General features: G+C 53.6%; 10 protein-coding genes and 1 pseudogene. 4 read left to right on the top strand and 7 right to left on the bottom strand.

Features of this window, described 5'->3' with window-relative positions; all coding sequences use genetic code 11:
* Positions 1-3: 3 nt before the first annotated feature.
* The 4 genes from IPM52_14365 to IPM52_14380 all read right to left on the bottom strand — a co-directional run bounded on the left by IPM52_14365 (position 4) and on the right by IPM52_14380 (position 7,269).
* Positions 4-2,025: a response regulator gene (locus IPM52_14365; GenBank protein ID MBK9292789.1), complete on the bottom strand. Its 2,022-nt coding sequence runs from the start codon at positions 2,023-2,025 to the stop codon at positions 4-6.
* Between the two features lie 104 nt (positions 2,026-2,129).
* Positions 2,130-4,940, bottom strand: a complete 2,811-nt coding sequence (locus IPM52_14370) for a PD-(D/E)XK nuclease family protein (GenBank protein ID MBK9292790.1) — start codon at positions 4,938-4,940, stop codon at positions 2,130-2,132.
* Between the two features lie 2 nt (positions 4,941-4,942).
* Positions 4,943-5,680, bottom strand: a complete 738-nt coding sequence (locus IPM52_14375; GenBank protein MBK9292791.1) for an NTP transferase domain-containing protein — start codon at positions 5,678-5,680, stop codon at positions 4,943-4,945.
* A 125-nt stretch (positions 5,681-5,805) separates the two neighbouring features.
* Positions 5,806-7,269, bottom strand: a complete 1,464-nt coding sequence (locus IPM52_14380; GenBank protein MBK9292792.1) for a phosphotransferase — start codon at positions 7,267-7,269, stop codon at positions 5,806-5,808.
* An 81-nt stretch (positions 7,270-7,350) separates the two neighbouring features.
* Between IPM52_14380 and IPM52_14385 the strand changes: the two genes are divergently transcribed.
* The 3 genes from IPM52_14385 to IPM52_14395 all read left to right on the top strand — a co-directional run bounded on the left by IPM52_14385 (position 7,351) and on the right by IPM52_14395 (position 11,373).
* Positions 7,351-7,857 (top strand): ferritin family protein, encoded by a 507-nt coding sequence (locus IPM52_14385; protein MBK9292793.1) that lies wholly within the window; start codon positions 7,351-7,353, stop codon positions 7,855-7,857.
* A 77-nt stretch (positions 7,858-7,934) separates the two neighbouring features.
* Positions 7,935-9,116 carry a PLP-dependent transferase gene (locus IPM52_14390; protein ID MBK9292794.1) on the top strand — a complete coding sequence of 394 codons (1,182 nt, stop codon included), beginning with the start codon at positions 7,935-7,937 and terminating at the stop codon, positions 9,114-9,116.
* Positions 9,117-9,261: 145 nt separating this feature from the next.
* Positions 9,262-11,373: a DUF349 domain-containing protein gene (locus IPM52_14395; protein ID MBK9292795.1), complete on the top strand. Its 2,112-nt coding sequence runs from the start codon at positions 9,262-9,264 to the stop codon at positions 11,371-11,373.
* Positions 11,374-12,113: 740 nt separating this feature from the next.
* On the opposite strand, the gene IPM52_14400 is transcribed toward IPM52_14395, so the two are convergent.
* Complete coding sequence (locus IPM52_14400; protein ID MBK9292796.1) at positions 12,114-12,521, bottom strand: hypothetical protein; 408 nt, start codon at positions 12,519-12,521, stop codon at positions 12,114-12,116.
* Positions 12,522-12,606: 85 nt separating this feature from the next.
* On the opposite strand from IPM52_14400, the gene IPM52_14405 reads away from it, so the two are divergent.
* Positions 12,607-14,640: a hypothetical protein gene (locus tag IPM52_14405; protein ID MBK9292797.1), complete on the top strand. Its 2,034-nt coding sequence runs from the start codon at positions 12,607-12,609 to the stop codon at positions 14,638-14,640.
* Between the two features lie 49 nt (positions 14,641-14,689).
* Here the strand turns inward: IPM52_14405 and IPM52_14410 are convergent.
* Together IPM52_14410 and IPM52_14415 are read right to left on the bottom strand one after the other, a co-directional pair.
* Positions 14,690-15,031: pseudogene (locus IPM52_14410) on the bottom strand (hypothetical protein).
* A 614-nt stretch (positions 15,032-15,645) separates the two neighbouring features.
* The gene (locus IPM52_14415) at positions 15,646-15,879 is read right to left on the bottom strand and encodes a hypothetical protein (GenBank protein MBK9292798.1); all 234 of its coding nucleotides are present in this window, start codon (positions 15,877-15,879) and stop codon (positions 15,646-15,648) included.
* Positions 15,880-15,898: the final 19 nt, after the last annotated feature.

Below are 15,898 nucleotides of genomic sequence, written 5' to 3' on the forward strand. Positions count from 1 at the left end.
CACTCAGCGCGAGAATTTTTCGATAGTTTCGTACAATTCGGCCGGATTGATGGGCTTGGTGATGTAGTGATCCATGCCGGCCGCCAGACATTTTTCACGGTCGCCTTTCATGGCGTGGGCCGTCATGGCTACGATAGGTGTGTGGTAGTTTTTGTCTTTTTCGGAATTCCGGATGTGTTGTGTGGCTTCGAAACCGTCCATCTCAGGCATCTGTACGTCCATGAGAATCAGGTCGTAACGTTGCGAAACCGCGTGCTCGAAGGCTTCGCGACCGTTTTCGACGGCCTTGACGTTGTATCCTTTCTTTTCAAGCAACTGTACCACGATTTTGCGGTTGATCACCTGGTCTTCGGCTACAAGAATATTGAGCTTTGCTTTAGGGGCCACGGCGTCCGCTGACGCTGCCGGAGCTTCAGCAGTCTGGGGTCTGGCTTCCTCCGGACCGAAATGTTCCAGCAGATACTTTCGCAGGTTGTGCTGCAACAGGGGTTTGGTGAGAAAATCAAAAGGAATTTCCTTTTTCACCCTGAGCACATCCACCGAGGCTTTGCTGGGTGCCAGCAGTACGATATGAGGTTTTTTTTCGTCGGGCAAAAGGCGAAGGATGAGCTGTGCCACTTCGTCGCCCTGATGGCCTTCGAGGAAATAATCAATCATCACCATGTCGAACTTTTGTTGTTCGAGCAGGTCGAGGCTTTCTTCCACATCTTTGGTAGTGGCGTGCGAGATGCCCCAGGCCGAGAGGAGGTGCTGGATGGATTGGGCCGAGTGGGGATGGTCCTCGAGTACCAGCACGATATATTCGGCATTGGGTTTTTTCAGCACAATCTTCCAGGGTTCCTCTTTTTGTTCTCCTGTCACCATATTGAGCTTGAAGGAGAAGATGCTTCCTTTGCCAAACTCCGATTGCACGGTGATGTTGCCGCCCATCATATTGACCAGTCTCTGGCTGATGGTGAGGCCAAGACCGGTACCTCCATGGGTGCGCGTGGTGGAAGTGTCCACCTGGGTAAACGACTGGAACAAGCGGCTCAGCTTTTCTTTGGGGATGCCAATGCCGGTGTCTTCGACTGCAAACTCAATGCTAACCTGCTCTTCCACGTGGTCGAGCATTTTAATGCTCAGGCGCACCATGCCGCTTTCGGTAAACTTGATGGCATTGCTGATCAGGTTGATGAGCACCTGCCGGATGCGCAGCGGGTCGCCAATGAGGATGTCGGGCAGGTCGGGACTGATGTCGCACACAAACTCGAGGTTTTCCTGCTGCATCTTCACCGAGAGCAGGTTGACAATTTTCTCGACCACTTCGCGTATCGAAAACTCTATTTCTTCGAGCTCAAGTTTATCGGCTTCAATTTTCGAGATGTCGAGGATTTCGTTGATGATTTCGAGCAGCGATTCGCCGGAGTTGCGGATGTCGAGCAGCCGTTCGCGCTGGGCAGGCGTCAGGGTATTGTCCATCAGGCCCAGATCGGCCATGCCAATGATGCCATTGAGCGGGGTGCGTATTTCGTGGCTCATGGTGGCCAGAAATGCGCTTTTGGCATTGGTGGCTTCTTCTGCAGCTTTTTTGGCCTGATTGAGCTCATCGATGGTCTTCTCGAGTTTGCGGGTGGTCTCCTCCAGGGCGTTTTTATGCTGAAAGAGCTGGATGAAAGCCCTGATTTTGCTCTGAAGGATTTCGAGGTCGAGCGGTTTGTACAAATAATCCACCGCACCTGTTTCATATCCCCGGAAGATGTGCTGACGCTGCTTGCTGATGGCAGTGACAAAAATGATGGGGATATATTTTGTGCGCTCGTTGCTGCGCATAATCTCAGCAACCTCAAAACCATCCATGCCGGGCATCTGTACGTCCATGAGCACAAGTGCGATGTTGTGCTCCAGCATCAGGGCAAGCGCTTCATTGCCCGATTGTGCCTTCAGGATATTCAGGTCCTCATTTTCCAGAATGCCTTCAAGCGTAAGAAGATTCTCCGGCCGGTCGTCAACAATCAGGATGTTGAATTTTGGTGTCTCGCTCATAACCGCAAACTTGTTGGTTTGATGCACAAATATACGGTACAGGATTTCTTATAGCGTGATTTTTTTATTGCAAAAAGAATTGGTTTCAGGGCACAATTCAATGTTTATACCATAGCTTCGCGGTTGCACAGGCGCACGAAAGTGCAGTTTTTGCAGCGTTTTTCGTCCATGGTTTGCGCAATCGGGACATCCGGATTGAGCATTTCGGATAAAGTCTCGCTCAGAAATTCTTCAAATTCAGCCATTTCCGGGTCAGGATCAAAAGGAAGCTGTGCCTGAACAACCTGTGGTTTGCTTAGTTTGAGCGGCAGAATGTAGCCCTCCACAGAAGTATTTTCGTAGTTGAAAGCCAACGATTTGCGGGTCATCAGCATATAGCATGCCAGCTGCAGGGCATATTTTCTCTCGGGTTGTTTCAGGTCTTCCCGTTCTTTGAGCTTCAGCTTATCTTCTTTTACCGACCCGGTTTTGTAGTCAATCACCCTGACGATGCTGCCTGTCTTGTCGATGCGGTCAGGGTAGCCTTTGATTTTGATTGTGCCGGCCGGCCCGTCAATGGTGGCTTCCAACTGGTTTTCCTGTTGCAAAAGCTTGATTTCCTTACAGTTGGCAATAGTAGCTTCGTCTGCCTCAATGGCTCGTCTCACCATGGTCTTCACAATGGCATAGGTGAGCGCGTTTCGGCCAAAACCGGTGGAAACACCGGGCAAGACTTCGGCAAATGCCTCATCCACCGCCCGATCAATCGAATGTTTTAGTTCGGATAAGGCCTTGGCGTTGAGCGACGAGTTCATAAAAGGCGTGTAAATCAATTCGATGGCGCGGTGGATGATGGTGCCTGTGACATTGTGCCCCGGGGGTTCGCCTGGTCTGGTTTTTTCGCGGATGTTGAGGATGTCGGCCAGGTAAAACTGCAGGCTGCAGTTGAACCAGCGGCTCAAGGCCGAAGGCGAGATTCCAGCTTCGGCTTTTTGCGCAATGGCCTGAAGCACAGCTTCATTCTTGGGTATTTCGATGGTGATGCCGGCTGCTCCCGACGGAAGCGGGGGTTGGAAGGCGATTTCGTGCCAGCTGATGTTGGGGTTGATTTTCATCAGCTCGTGCCTGATTTGCAACAGGAAGCGGCTCATCTCGCCACCACCCAGGGCATCAGGTTCTGTGCTGTAATAAAACACGAGCTCGTCGGCATGCTGCAGGAGCTGGTAAAAGTGAAACGCGGCAATGGCGTCCTTGTCCGAACGCATAGGCAGGCCGAATGCCCGGCGGATGTCGGCCGGGATCAGCGAGCCGTGGGAGCTTGCAGGGGGCAGGCTGCCTTCGTTGGCCGAAAGCAGGTGAACGCGTCTGAATGCTAAGTTGCGTGTTTCGAGCACGCCCATCACCTGCAAGCCACTCAACGGTTCGCCGCTCAGCTTGATGCGGGCCTGCTGACCAAGCTGGCGCAGCAGCACAGGCACGGCTTCTCTGGCTTCGAGGCCAGCCGACTGAAGCGCCAGGGCAAGGTGATTGAGCAGCCTCATCAACTCGTAATACTGGTTTGCGGCCAGGTCGTCGCCTGTGTCGGGCAAGCCTGCTTCACGCAGCCAGTCGCCAATGGCTCCCGGCAAAGCTGAAGCTGTGGACGACCTGATTTCGAGCAGCTTATGCAGCAGCCTGGAGGTTTCTTCCGATAAGTCGGCCAGATGCTGCTCCAGCCTGTGGATATACACCAGGTTGCTTCCGTCGGAGGCCATTCGTCGGACAAGGGTAAGCAAATCGTTGCGTGTGGCGCCTGTCAGGCTGCGGCTGATGGCCGGGCTGGTGAGCACGTCGAGCAACAGGAGCAATGGCAGGGCCTGCTGCTGTCCGGAATTCGGCTGCACAGCAAGGCGGGCCAGGTTGTCGGCCAGTTGGAACAATGGGGTGTGACTCAGGGGATAACCCATGGTGATGTTAAAAGCGCCGGTTTCTTCCGGCAGCGACTGGATCACTGGCTCAAGCAGTTTTTCGTCGGCCAGCACGATGGCCTGCTCAGTAGTGTTGGATTCGAATGCCTGGTTGCGCAGCATGGTGCCCAGGGCTTTGGCTTGCGCCACCGCACCTGAGGTCGCTATAACAGTTATATTCATGGGCTTGGTTGCCAGGGTGTTGCCAATCCAGTCGGTCACCAAACCGGGATATTTTTTCATGAACCGCCGCATAAAGGTTCCGGCCAGCTGCTGACCCTGTGGCCCTGCCTGCAGGTAATATTCGTCGAGGTCCCAGAACAGTTTGGCTTTGCCCATGCCATGCAGGGTGGTGATGATTTTTTCCTCGGCAGGGGTGAGTGCATTAAAGCCTGCAAACCAGATGGTTGTATCAGGCAGCAGGCGTTCCCATTCCTCCGTTGACAGCACTGCGAGTTGCCGGGCCATGGCTCCTGACCACAGCAAGCCATTGGCAGAGAGCCGGTTGTAAAGGTGCCTGTAGTAATGGATGAGCGAGTTGAAGAAGCGCAGGTAAGCTTGTTCGTAATGGCTCAGGGGGCTGCCGTCCGGGTGCCACACTTCGGCGGCCTTGGCTTCGCTCAATGCGCTGAACACTGCCTCGGGCGGGGCCAGGCTGTGATCAATCTCGTCGAAATCGGCAACCATCTGGCGGGCGTAACCCACAAAAGCAGCTGCTTCATGTCCCGTCTGGCCACCCTCAGCAAGCTGAAAACGAATCAGTTCCACAATCATGCTCAGGTTGTCGGCAGGGGCAAAGCCGCTCCAGCGCGACAAAGCTTCCTCAAGCGAGAGGATTTCGGGCAGCCAGGCCGGTTGCTTCAGCGCCTGGCTCAGCTCGCGGCGCAGAAACAAGCCCGCACGGCGGTTTGGAAATACCACCATGATGTCTTTCAACTCGTGCGGCGCATGTTGAAGCAGCAGTCCGGAAATATTTTTTATCAGGCTCATTTTCAAAAGTTAATGTTTTTCAATGCAGCCTCTATCCCGGCGAGCTGGGTGGCTTTGCCCAGGTCGAACCAATAGGAGGCTTCGGCCTTCACAGCCACTATGTTGTGTGCATCAGCCATGTTGAGCAGGAGTTGCACCAGCGAGATGCGTTCCACAGGCCGGCCGGCTAAGAAAACCGGGTCGATGCACGAAATACCCGAAAAAGCAAATGTTTTCACCGGCTGGCGGTTTTTCACCGACAGTTGCTCGCCTGTCTGAAGGTTGATCCAGCCGGCAAGGCAGTCGTCTTTGTCGAAAAGCAGCATGCGGGAGGTTTCGCGCTTACTTACGGCAAGCGCGGCAGCTGCGCCTCTCTTGATGAGGGTGTCGTGCAAGGCGTTGACATCCAGATCGGTGATGATGTCCACATTATGCAGGAGCAGGTGGTTATTTTCCGGCACAAGCGGCAGGGCCTTCAGCAGCCCGCCACCGGTTTCGAGGGGCTGGCCGGGTTCATGCGACAGGCTGATGCGCAACCCACTGTCGAAATTCCGTACAAAAGCCTCTATTTGCCCGTGATGGTGGTGGGTGTTGATGATGACCTGTTCGTAGCCCAGGCGTTCCAGTTTGCGGAGGTTGATCTCGAGCAGGCTCCGGCCGTGGACTTCGACCAGCGCTTTGGGTTTGGAGGCAGTGAGGCTGCCAAGCCGGGTGCCCAGTCCTGCCGCAAGTATCATGGCCGTTTTTGGATGGTGACTCATTGCCTGGCGGGTTTGCAGAGTTTGTCCTTTTTGTCCGACTGCAGCCCGCACGAACGGCAGATAAATTTTCCTTCCTGCGCTTCCTTTTTTTTCTTGCTTTCGCAGCGTTTCTTACCCATGGCACTTCAGAGGCTGATGTTGTGGTGGCGCAGGTTGAAACGCACTTCCGGATATTTTGTCTGCAGCTGGCTGACCAATGTTTCAGCGCAGAAGACCGACCGGTGCCGGCCGCCGGTGCAGCCAAAACCTATGCTCAGGTGCGTAAATCCGCGCCTCTGGTATTTGCTGATGGCTTGTTCCGAAAGTTGGCCGGTGAATTCGAGGAATTGCCGCACTTCCTCTTTTTGGCTCAGATATTCAGCCACTTCCGCATCTCTTCCGGTGAGGGGCCGGTAACGCTCTTCCTTGCCGGGATTGGGCAAAGCGCGGCAGTCGAACACAAAGCCGCCCCCATGCCCGCTGTGGTCGGGCGGAGGACCCCCTTGCAGGTACGAGAAGCTGAATACTTCCACGGTGAGCTGTTTTTCGGGCGATTGTTCCGGCATGGGATATAGCTCATGCAGCGACTCCAGGCCCTGCAAGGCAGCCTGCAGGTGAGGCAGCCTGTCGGGCAGGGGATAGTGCTGCAGATTGCGGGCCACCGACCTAAGGGCCGGAGCAATGCTCTTTACAAAATGCACCTTGTGTTGCACCAGGCCTCGCAGTCCGTAGGCCCCGAGCACCTGCATCTGCCTCAGGTGCACAAACATCGGCAGGTAGGTGTCGAAACTTGCGGCGGCCTCGGGCTGCAGGCTGCCCAGCCCGGCTTTGTATGTATCGAGAAGCGTTTCGCGCTGTTCTTGCGTAAAACCTGCCATCGCCTGCCAGAGCAGCGAAACCACATCGTATTGCAAAGCGCCCTGCCTGCCGCCCTGAAAATCAATATAATAGTTGGAGTCGTTGAAAATCATGATGTTGCGCGACTGAAAGTCGCGATACATGAAAAAACCGGAAGGTGCAGCCGCACACATGGCCCCAAAACGCTGCATATCGCGCATCAGCAGGCGCTCGTTGACCCTCAGCGATGGGTGCAGCCGGAGAAAATAGTACCTGAAATAATTCAGATCATCGAGGATGGCGGCCTTGTCGAACCGGCTGCCTGCAAAAGCAAACTTCCTGTAGTTGATGCTTTTGTGTGCCTCCACCTGAAAGTGCAACAGATGCTCCAGCGCCTGCCGGAAATGAGCCATCAGGCTTTCGGGGGCCTGCTGCATGCCGCCATTTTGTTGCACAAGCTTATACAGGCTCACATCGCCCAGGTCTTGCTGCAGATAACAGGTAGCTGATTTGTCGAACAGCAGCAGTTCGGGCACAGGCAGACCGTATTGCCTGAACACATGGAGGTAGTGCCGGAAAGCCAGGTTTTCGGCCACAACCGGATTGAAGGTGCCGATATAGCTTTGTCCATCGGCCGACAGGCGAAAATAACGACGTGCCGAGCCTCCCTCGGCAAGCGGCTGCACATGATCGGGCTGCCGGCCAGTGAGGCTTACAAACAGTTTGATCAGATTTTCAGGGATATGCATCCTGGAAGGTGTGGGTGGATTCATGGATAACAAATGTAAAAAAAGACCCCGCGCCAAAAGGCGAACGCGCTAAAAACTTATATTTGCTCATTAAAACAGATCAAGATGAACCAGACCAACAAAGCGCTCGACATTCTGAAGACAGCCATCCTGCTCGAACGTCGCGGTAAGGCCTTCTACACCCAGGTTGCCCGCAACACCCAAAGCCCGGCCGCAAAGAAAATCTTTGAGATGATGGCCGAAGAAGAAGATGCCCATGTGGAGTTCTTGTCGAAACAGTTTGCCCACTACGAAAAGACCCATGCATTTCTTCAGCCCGAACAACCTGAGCATCACGACGATGCCGAGATAGAACGCATACTCACCGAGCAGATCAAACAGCAGATTTCGGCAGCCAGTTTCGAGGCAGCAGCCATCTCGGCCGCCATCGACTTCGAAAACCGCGCCATCGAGGTGTATGCCTCGCGTGCCGAAGAATCGACCGACCCCAACGAAAAGGCCATGTATGCCATGCTGGCCGATTGGGAGCGCGGACACCACCACCTGCTGCACAAGCTCAACGAAGACCTCAAAGAGCAGGTGTGGTACGACAACAACTTCTGGCCGTTTTGATACAATTACGTAAACATTTGTAGATAAGATATTACTGGCAGGAAGCCCCCGCTTCGTGCCTTTTTTTGCTTCAACCCATGACACACGACGACTTAGGATTCAATTCGCTGGCTGTGCATGCCGGCAAAGGCGAGGATGCCCTGCTCAGCGCGGTATCGCCCATCTACCAGACCTCCACTTTTGCCTTTGAGGATGCCGACCACGGCAGCCGCTGTTTTGCCGGCGAAGACAAGGGATACATTTACACCCGCATCGGCAACCCCACCATTGCCGAGCTCGAACAAGCCGTGGCCAGGCTCGAAGAGGGCTATGGCGGCATTGCCGTCAGCTCGGGCATGGCAGCCGTAAACACCGTTTACCTCACTTTTCTGGGGCAGGGCAAACACCTGGTGGCCCACAATGCGCTCTATGGCCCGTCGCGGGGCATAGTCGAGAGCCTCTTCACCCGTTTTGGTGTGACGGCGAGTTTTGTTGACGCCACCAACCCGGCCAATGTGGAAGCCGCCATCCGGCACGAAACCAGCCTCATCTACCTCGAAACCCCTGCCAATCCTACAATTGGCATCACCGACATAGCTGCTGTGGCCGAGATTGCGCACCGGCATGGTATCCCCGTTTGCGTGGATAACACCTTCTGCAGTCCGTACCTTCAAAAACCACTGTCGCTGGGCGCCGATGTGGTGTTGCACTCAATGACCAAGTTTATCAACGGTCATGCCGACATCGTTGCCGGAATGATTGTGGCTGCCGACAAAACACTTTACGATCGCATGCGGCCGGTGATGGTGAACATGGGCTTCAACATGGACCCCCACCAGGCCTGGCTCACCAGGCGCGGCCTGAAAACTCTCGGCCTGCGCATCGAAAAAGCACAGCAAAATGCCATGGAAGTTGCCCGTTTTCTGGAAGCCCATCCCAAAGTGAGCTGGGTATTGTATCCCGGCTTGCCCTCGCATCCGCAATATGAGATGGGCCGCAAACAGATGAAAGGCCCCGGCGCCATGATCAGTTTTGAGCTGGCTGGCGGCCTCGAAGCCGGAAAAAGGATGATGAACCACGTGAAACTGGCCCTGCTGGCCGTGTCGCTCGGGGGCATCGAAACCCTCATCCAGCATCCGGCAAGCATGACCCACTCCAGGCTGAGCCCGGAAGCCAGGCTGGCCGGCGGCATCACCGACGGCCTGATCCGCCTGTCGGTGGGCATAGAAGATGTGGCCGACATCATTGCCGACCTAGACCAGGCCCTGCAACAGGCCTGATTATCCAGGAAGTTCATCCTAAAATGGACCGGCCCGAAAAAGATTCAATCTTAAATAATTGCTATTTTTGCAGCCTTTGTGAATGAACCCCTGCCGCGTGCCACCGGCACATGGCAATAGTAAAAACACTTAATAATCTGGTGTAATGGAAACCGAAAAACTGAACCCCGCATCCGAAGCTGCCCAGGCTCCGGAATTGCAGCCCCTCGAGTCTTCGGCACAGCCCGAAGCTGTTGAAGTTGCGACACAAACTCCTGCACAGGACGCCAAGGTCCTGATTTCAGCGGAAGAAAAAGAAAAAATTGTGCAAATGATCCGGAGCAACCACCCGATGGTTGAAACTGCGGAAGCAGCAGCGCCCGAAACAGCAGAAGCCCCGGCGCCTGCCCCGGCCACAGCAGAAGTGGCCGAACCACAGCCTGCTGAAGCCACCGCCGATACCTCAGCGCCTAAGGCCGAAGCCCCTCCGAAGATTGAAGCCGAAGTCCAGGCCGAAATCCAGCTCGAAACGCATGAGGATGAGGATGAAGACGACACCGGCGCGCACGATTTTGCCGAACTCAACAAGCTCCAACTGGTAGAATTGCTCGAGGAAACCGTTCAGGAACAGGACGTTACCAAGATAAAGGACAAAGTGGCCGCCATCAAGGTCTTCTTTATGAAACTCAACAAAGAAGACATGGAGCGCGAGCTGGAACAGTTTATTGCCGAAGGTGGCGAGCGCGAAGCCTTCGCCCGCACCGAAGACCCGCTCGAACAGCGCTTCAAAGCGGCTTTCAATACCTACAAAGAAAACAAAGCCCGGTACAACGAACTGCTTGAAAAACAAAAGCAGGAAAACCTGGCGGCCAAGCTGGCCATACTCGAAGAGCTGAAAACCCTCATCAATTCGGAGGAAACGCTCAAAAAGACCTACGACGAGTTTCGTGCCCTGCAGGAAAAATGGCGCAGCATCGGTCAGGTGCCTGCCGGCGAAATCACCAACCTGTGGAACAGCTACCACTTCCTGGTTGAAAAGTTCTTCGACAAGGTAAAAATCAACCGCGAGCTGCGCGACCTCGACATGAAGAAAAACCTCGAGGCCAAGATTCAGCTATGCGAGAAGGTGGAAGAGCTGGTGTTTGAGGAGTCGGTGGTCAAGGCCTTCAAAATGTTGCAGAAATACCACGAAGAGTGGAAAGAAATCGGGCCGGTGCCACAGGACAAGAAGGATGAGATCTGGGAGCGTTTCCGTACGGCAACCGACAAGATCAATGCCAACCGACGCGCTTATTATGCCAGCATCCAGGAGGTTCAGCAAAAGAACTACGACGAAAAGGCCGCCCTCTGCGTGAAAGCCGAGGACCTGGCCAGCGAGCCGGCCGAAAGCATCAGCGAGTGGAACAGGAAAACCGACGAGATCAGCGAGCTGTTTAAGCTGTGGAAGCAAATCGGGCCGGCCCCTAAAGAGGTGAACGATGCCGTGTGGAAACGTTTCAAAACGGCCATGGACAACTTCTTCGAGATGAAGAAGGAGTATTTCAACCGCATGAAAGCCCAGCAGCTCGAAAACCTCAACCGCAAACGCGACCTGTGCGTACAGGCCGAAGCCTTGTCGGAAAGCACCGAATGGCGCAAGACCACCGAGCAGCTGAAAGCCCTGCAGGAAGAATGGAAGAAGATTGGGGCCGTACCCCGCAAAGACTCCGACAAAATCTGGAAACGTTTCCGCACTGCCTGCGACAAGTTTTTTGAGCGCAAGGCCGAGCACTTCGGAAATATGCGCGGACGCGAAGAGGAAAACCTCAAGGCAAAACAGGAACTCATCGAAAAGGTACGCAACTTTGAAGTGAGCGCCGACCGCAGCGCCAACCTCGACGCCCTGAAAGCCATTCAGCGCCAGTGGACCGAAATCGGCCATGTGCCCATCGCGGTGAAAGACAGCATCTATGCCGAATTCCGCAAAGAAATCGACAAGCTGTTCGACCGCATGAAACTCACCGAGCAGGAAAAACTGCACACCCGCATCCGCGAGTCGGTCGAAAGCCTGAAAAATGAAGCCGACGCCCCCGACCGCATCCGCCGCGAACGCACCCAGCTCAACATGAAAATTGCCAAGCTGCGCGACGAGATCAAGACCCTGGAAAACAACATCGGTTTCTTCTCGACCAGCAAGCAAAGCGAGCTGATGCGACAGGAATACGAAAAGAAGATCAACAAGGCCAAAAACGACCTCAAGGTGCTCGAAACCAAGCTCAAAATGCTTGCCGAGGCCTGATCAAAACGATTTTGGTTTAGAGATATCCCCGTCTTTCGCACCGAAGGACGGGGATTTTTTCTGTCTTGCCGCATTGATCAGCCGCTTATCCGGTCGCGCAACAGTACAAACAGTTCGTTTTTAATGCGGTCGCGTATGTTTCCTTTATTGTCCCTTGAGTGCGGTGACATTTTTTTGCTATGTAATAAGGGTAATCGAACAAGAGATTTTCTTCAGGGCGGACCATTGTCACGCTCCCTACGATGTATTTCAAAATGCATTTGCGTTAACAGACAAGGGGATTTCTCGCTCCCTACGCTACGCTCCGGTCGCTCGAAATGACAGGCTAAACTGGGTTTTGGGAGGTAAAGGGGGGGGCGGCGCACAGCGCCGCCCGCCCCCCCCCTTTACCCTTCCCCATTTTCAGGCGCTTGTCATTTCGACGAATTTTTCAGCGTAGGCTGAAAAATGAGGAGAAATCTCCTTACTTGCTTGTCCCTTGAGTGCGGTGACATTTTTTTACGATAAAATAACTCAACTCTTGTTTGACTGGGCTTATTTTTTGTGTGATGAGATTCAAAACTTATCTGTCAACCACCGTTTGGTTTTAGTCAATGAGTTTTGCTCCATGTTTTAATTCATTATGATTTGATATGTACCAGGCCAATCTGCTTGTAAGAAAAGTGACAGGGACAGGTCAGGACATATATCCCCGTCTTTCGCACCGAAGGACGGGGATTTTTTCTGTCTTGCCGCATTGATCAGCCGCTTATCCGGTCGCGCAACAGGACAAACAGTTCGTTTTTAATGCGGTCGCGTATGTTTCGGGCTTCCTCAGCCTGTTCAGGAACATAAGCCGGTAGCGCAAGCTCAATGATATGGCCGGCATTTGCGTTTTCCAGGACGACCGGCATTCCTTTTCCTTCAACGATCACCGCAAGCCAGGGCATGGCAATGGCTTCATGCATGTGGAGAAAACTAAACCGTGTTTGTTCGAGGTAAGACTCCCACAACATCTGACGGGTAATATCCGGCAAGGGCAATGCATCTTCCGTTGTGCATACAAGTACTTCAAATTCAGGGCGAAAGCTGTGGATGAAGGAGGCAATTAGCGGCCCGCAGAACGAAAAATTGCGGCTAAGCACAAGTACCCTGTTCAATGATGGCATCGAGGCGCTTTTGCAGCAAAGATAAATGCTGAGCTCTTACTTTTTAAAGCCAGGTAATATATAGCTTCGCATCAAACCCGGTTTCATGAAGCTATCTTTGTTAATTATCGCCTTGTTGTTCTCCGGTCATCTGTCGCTTTCGCAGCCTGCTGTGCTGTTCAACGGTTCCGGCCAGCCCCTGGAACACCGCCTGGCTGCCATGACCCTGGCCGGCATTGTGAACCGCCACGAACCCAGGCTTTACCTGCTCAATGTGTACGAAGCCTGGAGCTACAATCAAACCGATGAGCAGTGGCGCGATATTTATGCTGCTGCCGGTGTTCAGTTTGTTACCGAGCACAGCTTTTCGGGCCTGGTTGATCGTTTCCGCGACGATATTAAAGGGGTGGTTACTTACGATAAGTCGCTGACATACTGCAACTTCAGCGGACAGAACTTCCGCTGGCAGGGCGAGGTGGCGGCTATGGCAGGCGGGCTGGCCGACTGCATCCCGCTGCCACACGACAGTCCGGATTTCTTCGGACTGCCCCTGCCCGACAGCATCACCATACGCGACCATTTCGGGCGCAACGACAGCATACGCATCAGCGCCAGGCTCGAGCTGTCCGCGCATCCCTGGAACAATGCGCTTCCCGATCAGGAGACGCGCTATTTTGCCATACTCGACTGGGCGCTGGAGTACATTCTGCCTTTCACCAATCCGGCTTGTTTCTACCTGCGCGAAATCACCGACTGGGCGGTGAGCCAACGCATGTTTCAGCTCAACCTGGCCGGAAGCGAGTCGCTCAACTTTTACTCCCTGAGCGATGCCAAAGCCGAACGCATCGAACAGGTGATGCAATACCTGCGCACGCGCAGGCCCGGGCAGCTTTTTCACGTGTACGGATGGATGCGGCCCGAACCGCTGGTGCAGTGGATCTCGGCCTGGGGCGGCAGTTTTCACGAAACCCTGCTGAGCAATATATCGTGGCACCATGTATTTCCGGCCGATAGCAATTTCGAATACACCCGTCCATCGGCAGTTACGCCCGGAACCACCCTGCTGGAGGATAAGTATTATGTGCTCTTTCTGGGTTCGGAAGGCGATGCCGGCAACTGGAACCTTGGTTTTCAGGCCGGCGCCTGGCATTCGGTGCTGCGCGGACAGGTGCCCCTGGGCTGGGGGTTCAACCTGCATATGTTCGACCTCATGCCGTTTGTGGCGCAATACTACTACAGCACAGCCACTGGCAGCGACGGCTTTGTGAGTGTGACCAATCCGCTGGGTTATGTCTATGCCGATATGTTTCCGCCCGACATCCGCCCCCATGCCCTGCAGCAAGCCACGGCCCTGATGCAGAAGTTCGATGTGCCTGCCATCTATGCCTATAAGCATTACAACGGGGCAGGGGAGTCGACCTACCGCGGTGTGCTGATTTCCAACAATTACCACTATGGCCGGCTGGCGCAGTTTTCGCAACAAAGTGGCGCCCTGCTCACCTTTCTGTTCGACCCCGGCCTGCTTACGCAACAGGCCTACGAGCAATTCGGCGGACTGCTTTACAACCACGTGAACGACGAAACCTTTTATGCGCCTGTGGTCAACCTGCAACAGGCAGCTGCACGCATTGCAGGCAAGCTGAACGGCAAACCCCGGCCCAACTTCCTTCTGGCTGGATACCAGCGCCTCAGACAGGATAATTTCACCATTGGAAGCAGCAACCAGGCCGACATCACCCTGCCCCGCCTGCGCACCCTGATGCAGCAGATTCAGCTCGACCCGGTGGTGGGGCCGCATGTGGTTTTTGTGACCCCCGACCAGTTTACCGATCTGCTCAGGCAACACCTGGGGATCATCGGCAATACAAAAGAACTGGCTTCCAGTGTGCGTTTGCGTGCATCCACCGGTGCCGCTGGTCAGTTGCACATTGGTATGGAAGGATATCCGCATGCCCTGACGGGTCAGTTGAGCTGCTACGACCTTCAGGGGCGCCTCATCTGGCAGGAGGCGCTGGTGCTTGAGCCAGGCCACATCCAGGCGACCCGCTCAACATTAACCGGAAATGGAGTTTACCTGCTGCGGTTTGCTGCTAAAGAAGGCATCAGCCTTACGGCCAAAGTATTGAAGGTATCGGATTAGGAATGTGTGAATTCCAATCGCCCCAAACAGCAGGAAATGCTCCTGTGGTTCAGACGTTTTTGAACCATTCGTCATACTTTTCACCCAGGATGGGTACAACCTTCTCATTGCCATTGATGGCATTGATTAAGCCCATGAGCCACATGTAGATGAGCACAAAAATGCCCAATATATTCACCAGCCATCCGATGATGGGGATCAGACCTATTACAGCCAGGGCAAAACCGCTCACGACCAAACCGAGCATCTGACGAATATGAAAACGGGCAAAATCCGATTTCTTGTCCATGTTCATCACAATTGCGACAATCAGTCCGATAAGCGTGAGATAAGAAACGATTGCTATTTTTTTCCCTCACTTGCGTGAGCTTCATTGTTGTTCATTTTGAATGTTTGTTGGTTCTATGTTGCATACCTGATTATTGACTTTAGCAATCACAATCTTCAGCATAAAGCTCTCCGAAGCGTTCATAAAGCTGATCCAATTTTCCTGTTTTTGCTCCTCTTTAAGTCTGTTGTTTCGCAAGATGGTGACGCAAATTGAACCGATGGTCACAGATATTAAACAGCGCAAATCAGCCAAATCAGTGTTATCAGCGTTCCATTGTTTATAGAACACAGATGACGCAGATTGAACAGATGGTCACAGATAAAAAACAGCGCAAATCAGCCAAATCAGTGTTATCTGCGTTCTATTGTTGATAGCACAATGATGACGCAGATTGGACAGATGGTCACAGATTTAAATTAGTAAGATAAGCCAGATTTCCTTTATGTTCCTCTCGTGGATTCCTTTGTGGTCTTTGCGTGAACTCCTCTTGAATGAGATTTATTTTTCCATCACGCAAAGCGCGCATTTGAAGACACCGAGATCGCAGGGATTTTGAACCCCAAAGTGTAGAATCAAAAATACTTGAATCTTGAATCTTGGAATCTTGAATTCTTGAATCCAAAAAAAATCCCGCTCCTCACGAAGCAGGATTTTTTTTCGAAAAGCAACTGGTGCTATTCTTGCCCGTCGCTGTGCCAGTGTTTGTACACCTTTCGTGCGCCCCAGGCAGCGCCCAGGGCCAACAGGATGCCCATGCCCCCTTCGATGGGTGCGCCGCCTCCGGCAGGCTGGTTGGTGCTTTGACCGTGTCCTCCGGCTGGTGGAGGTGGCGGTCCCTGCGCGATGAGGGTGGAAGCGGCAAGGCTAAAGATGGCTGCGAGTGCGAGTTTTTTTAGGTAGGTATCCATGGTGTTGTCCCTTTCTTAC

This window comes from Bacteroidota bacterium (assembly GCA_016715945.1).
In the GTDB taxonomy this organism is placed as follows: domain Bacteria; phylum Bacteroidota; class Bacteroidia; order Bacteroidales; family F082; genus JALNZU01.

Coding starts and splice junctions, on each gene's coding strand:
- IPM52_14365 (MBK9292789.1), bottom strand. CDS start 2,025: ATGAGCGAGACACCAAAATTCAACATCCTGATTGTTGACGACCGGCCG.
- IPM52_14370 (MBK9292790.1), bottom strand. CDS start 4,940: ATGAGCCTGATAAAAAATATTTCCGGACTGCTGCTTCAACATGCGCCG.
- IPM52_14375 (MBK9292791.1), bottom strand. CDS start 5,680: ATGAGTCACCATCCAAAAACGGCCATGATACTTGCGGCAGGACTGGGC.
- IPM52_14380 (MBK9292792.1), bottom strand. CDS start 7,269: ATGAATCCACCCACACCTTCCAGGATGCATATCCCTGAAAATCTGATC.
- IPM52_14385 (MBK9292793.1), top strand. CDS start 7,351: ATGAACCAGACCAACAAAGCGCTCGACATTCTGAAGACAGCCATCCTG.
- IPM52_14390 (MBK9292794.1), top strand. CDS start 7,935: ATGACACACGACGACTTAGGATTCAATTCGCTGGCTGTGCATGCCGGC.
- IPM52_14395 (MBK9292795.1), top strand. CDS start 9,262: ATGGAAACCGAAAAACTGAACCCCGCATCCGAAGCTGCCCAGGCTCCG.
- IPM52_14400 (MBK9292796.1), bottom strand. CDS start 12,521: ATGCCATCATTGAACAGGGTACTTGTGCTTAGCCGCAATTTTTCGTTC.
- IPM52_14405 (MBK9292797.1), top strand. CDS start 12,607: ATGAAGCTATCTTTGTTAATTATCGCCTTGTTGTTCTCCGGTCATCTG.
- IPM52_14415 (MBK9292798.1), bottom strand. CDS start 15,879: ATGGATACCTACCTAAAAAAACTCGCACTCGCAGCCATCTTTAGCCTT.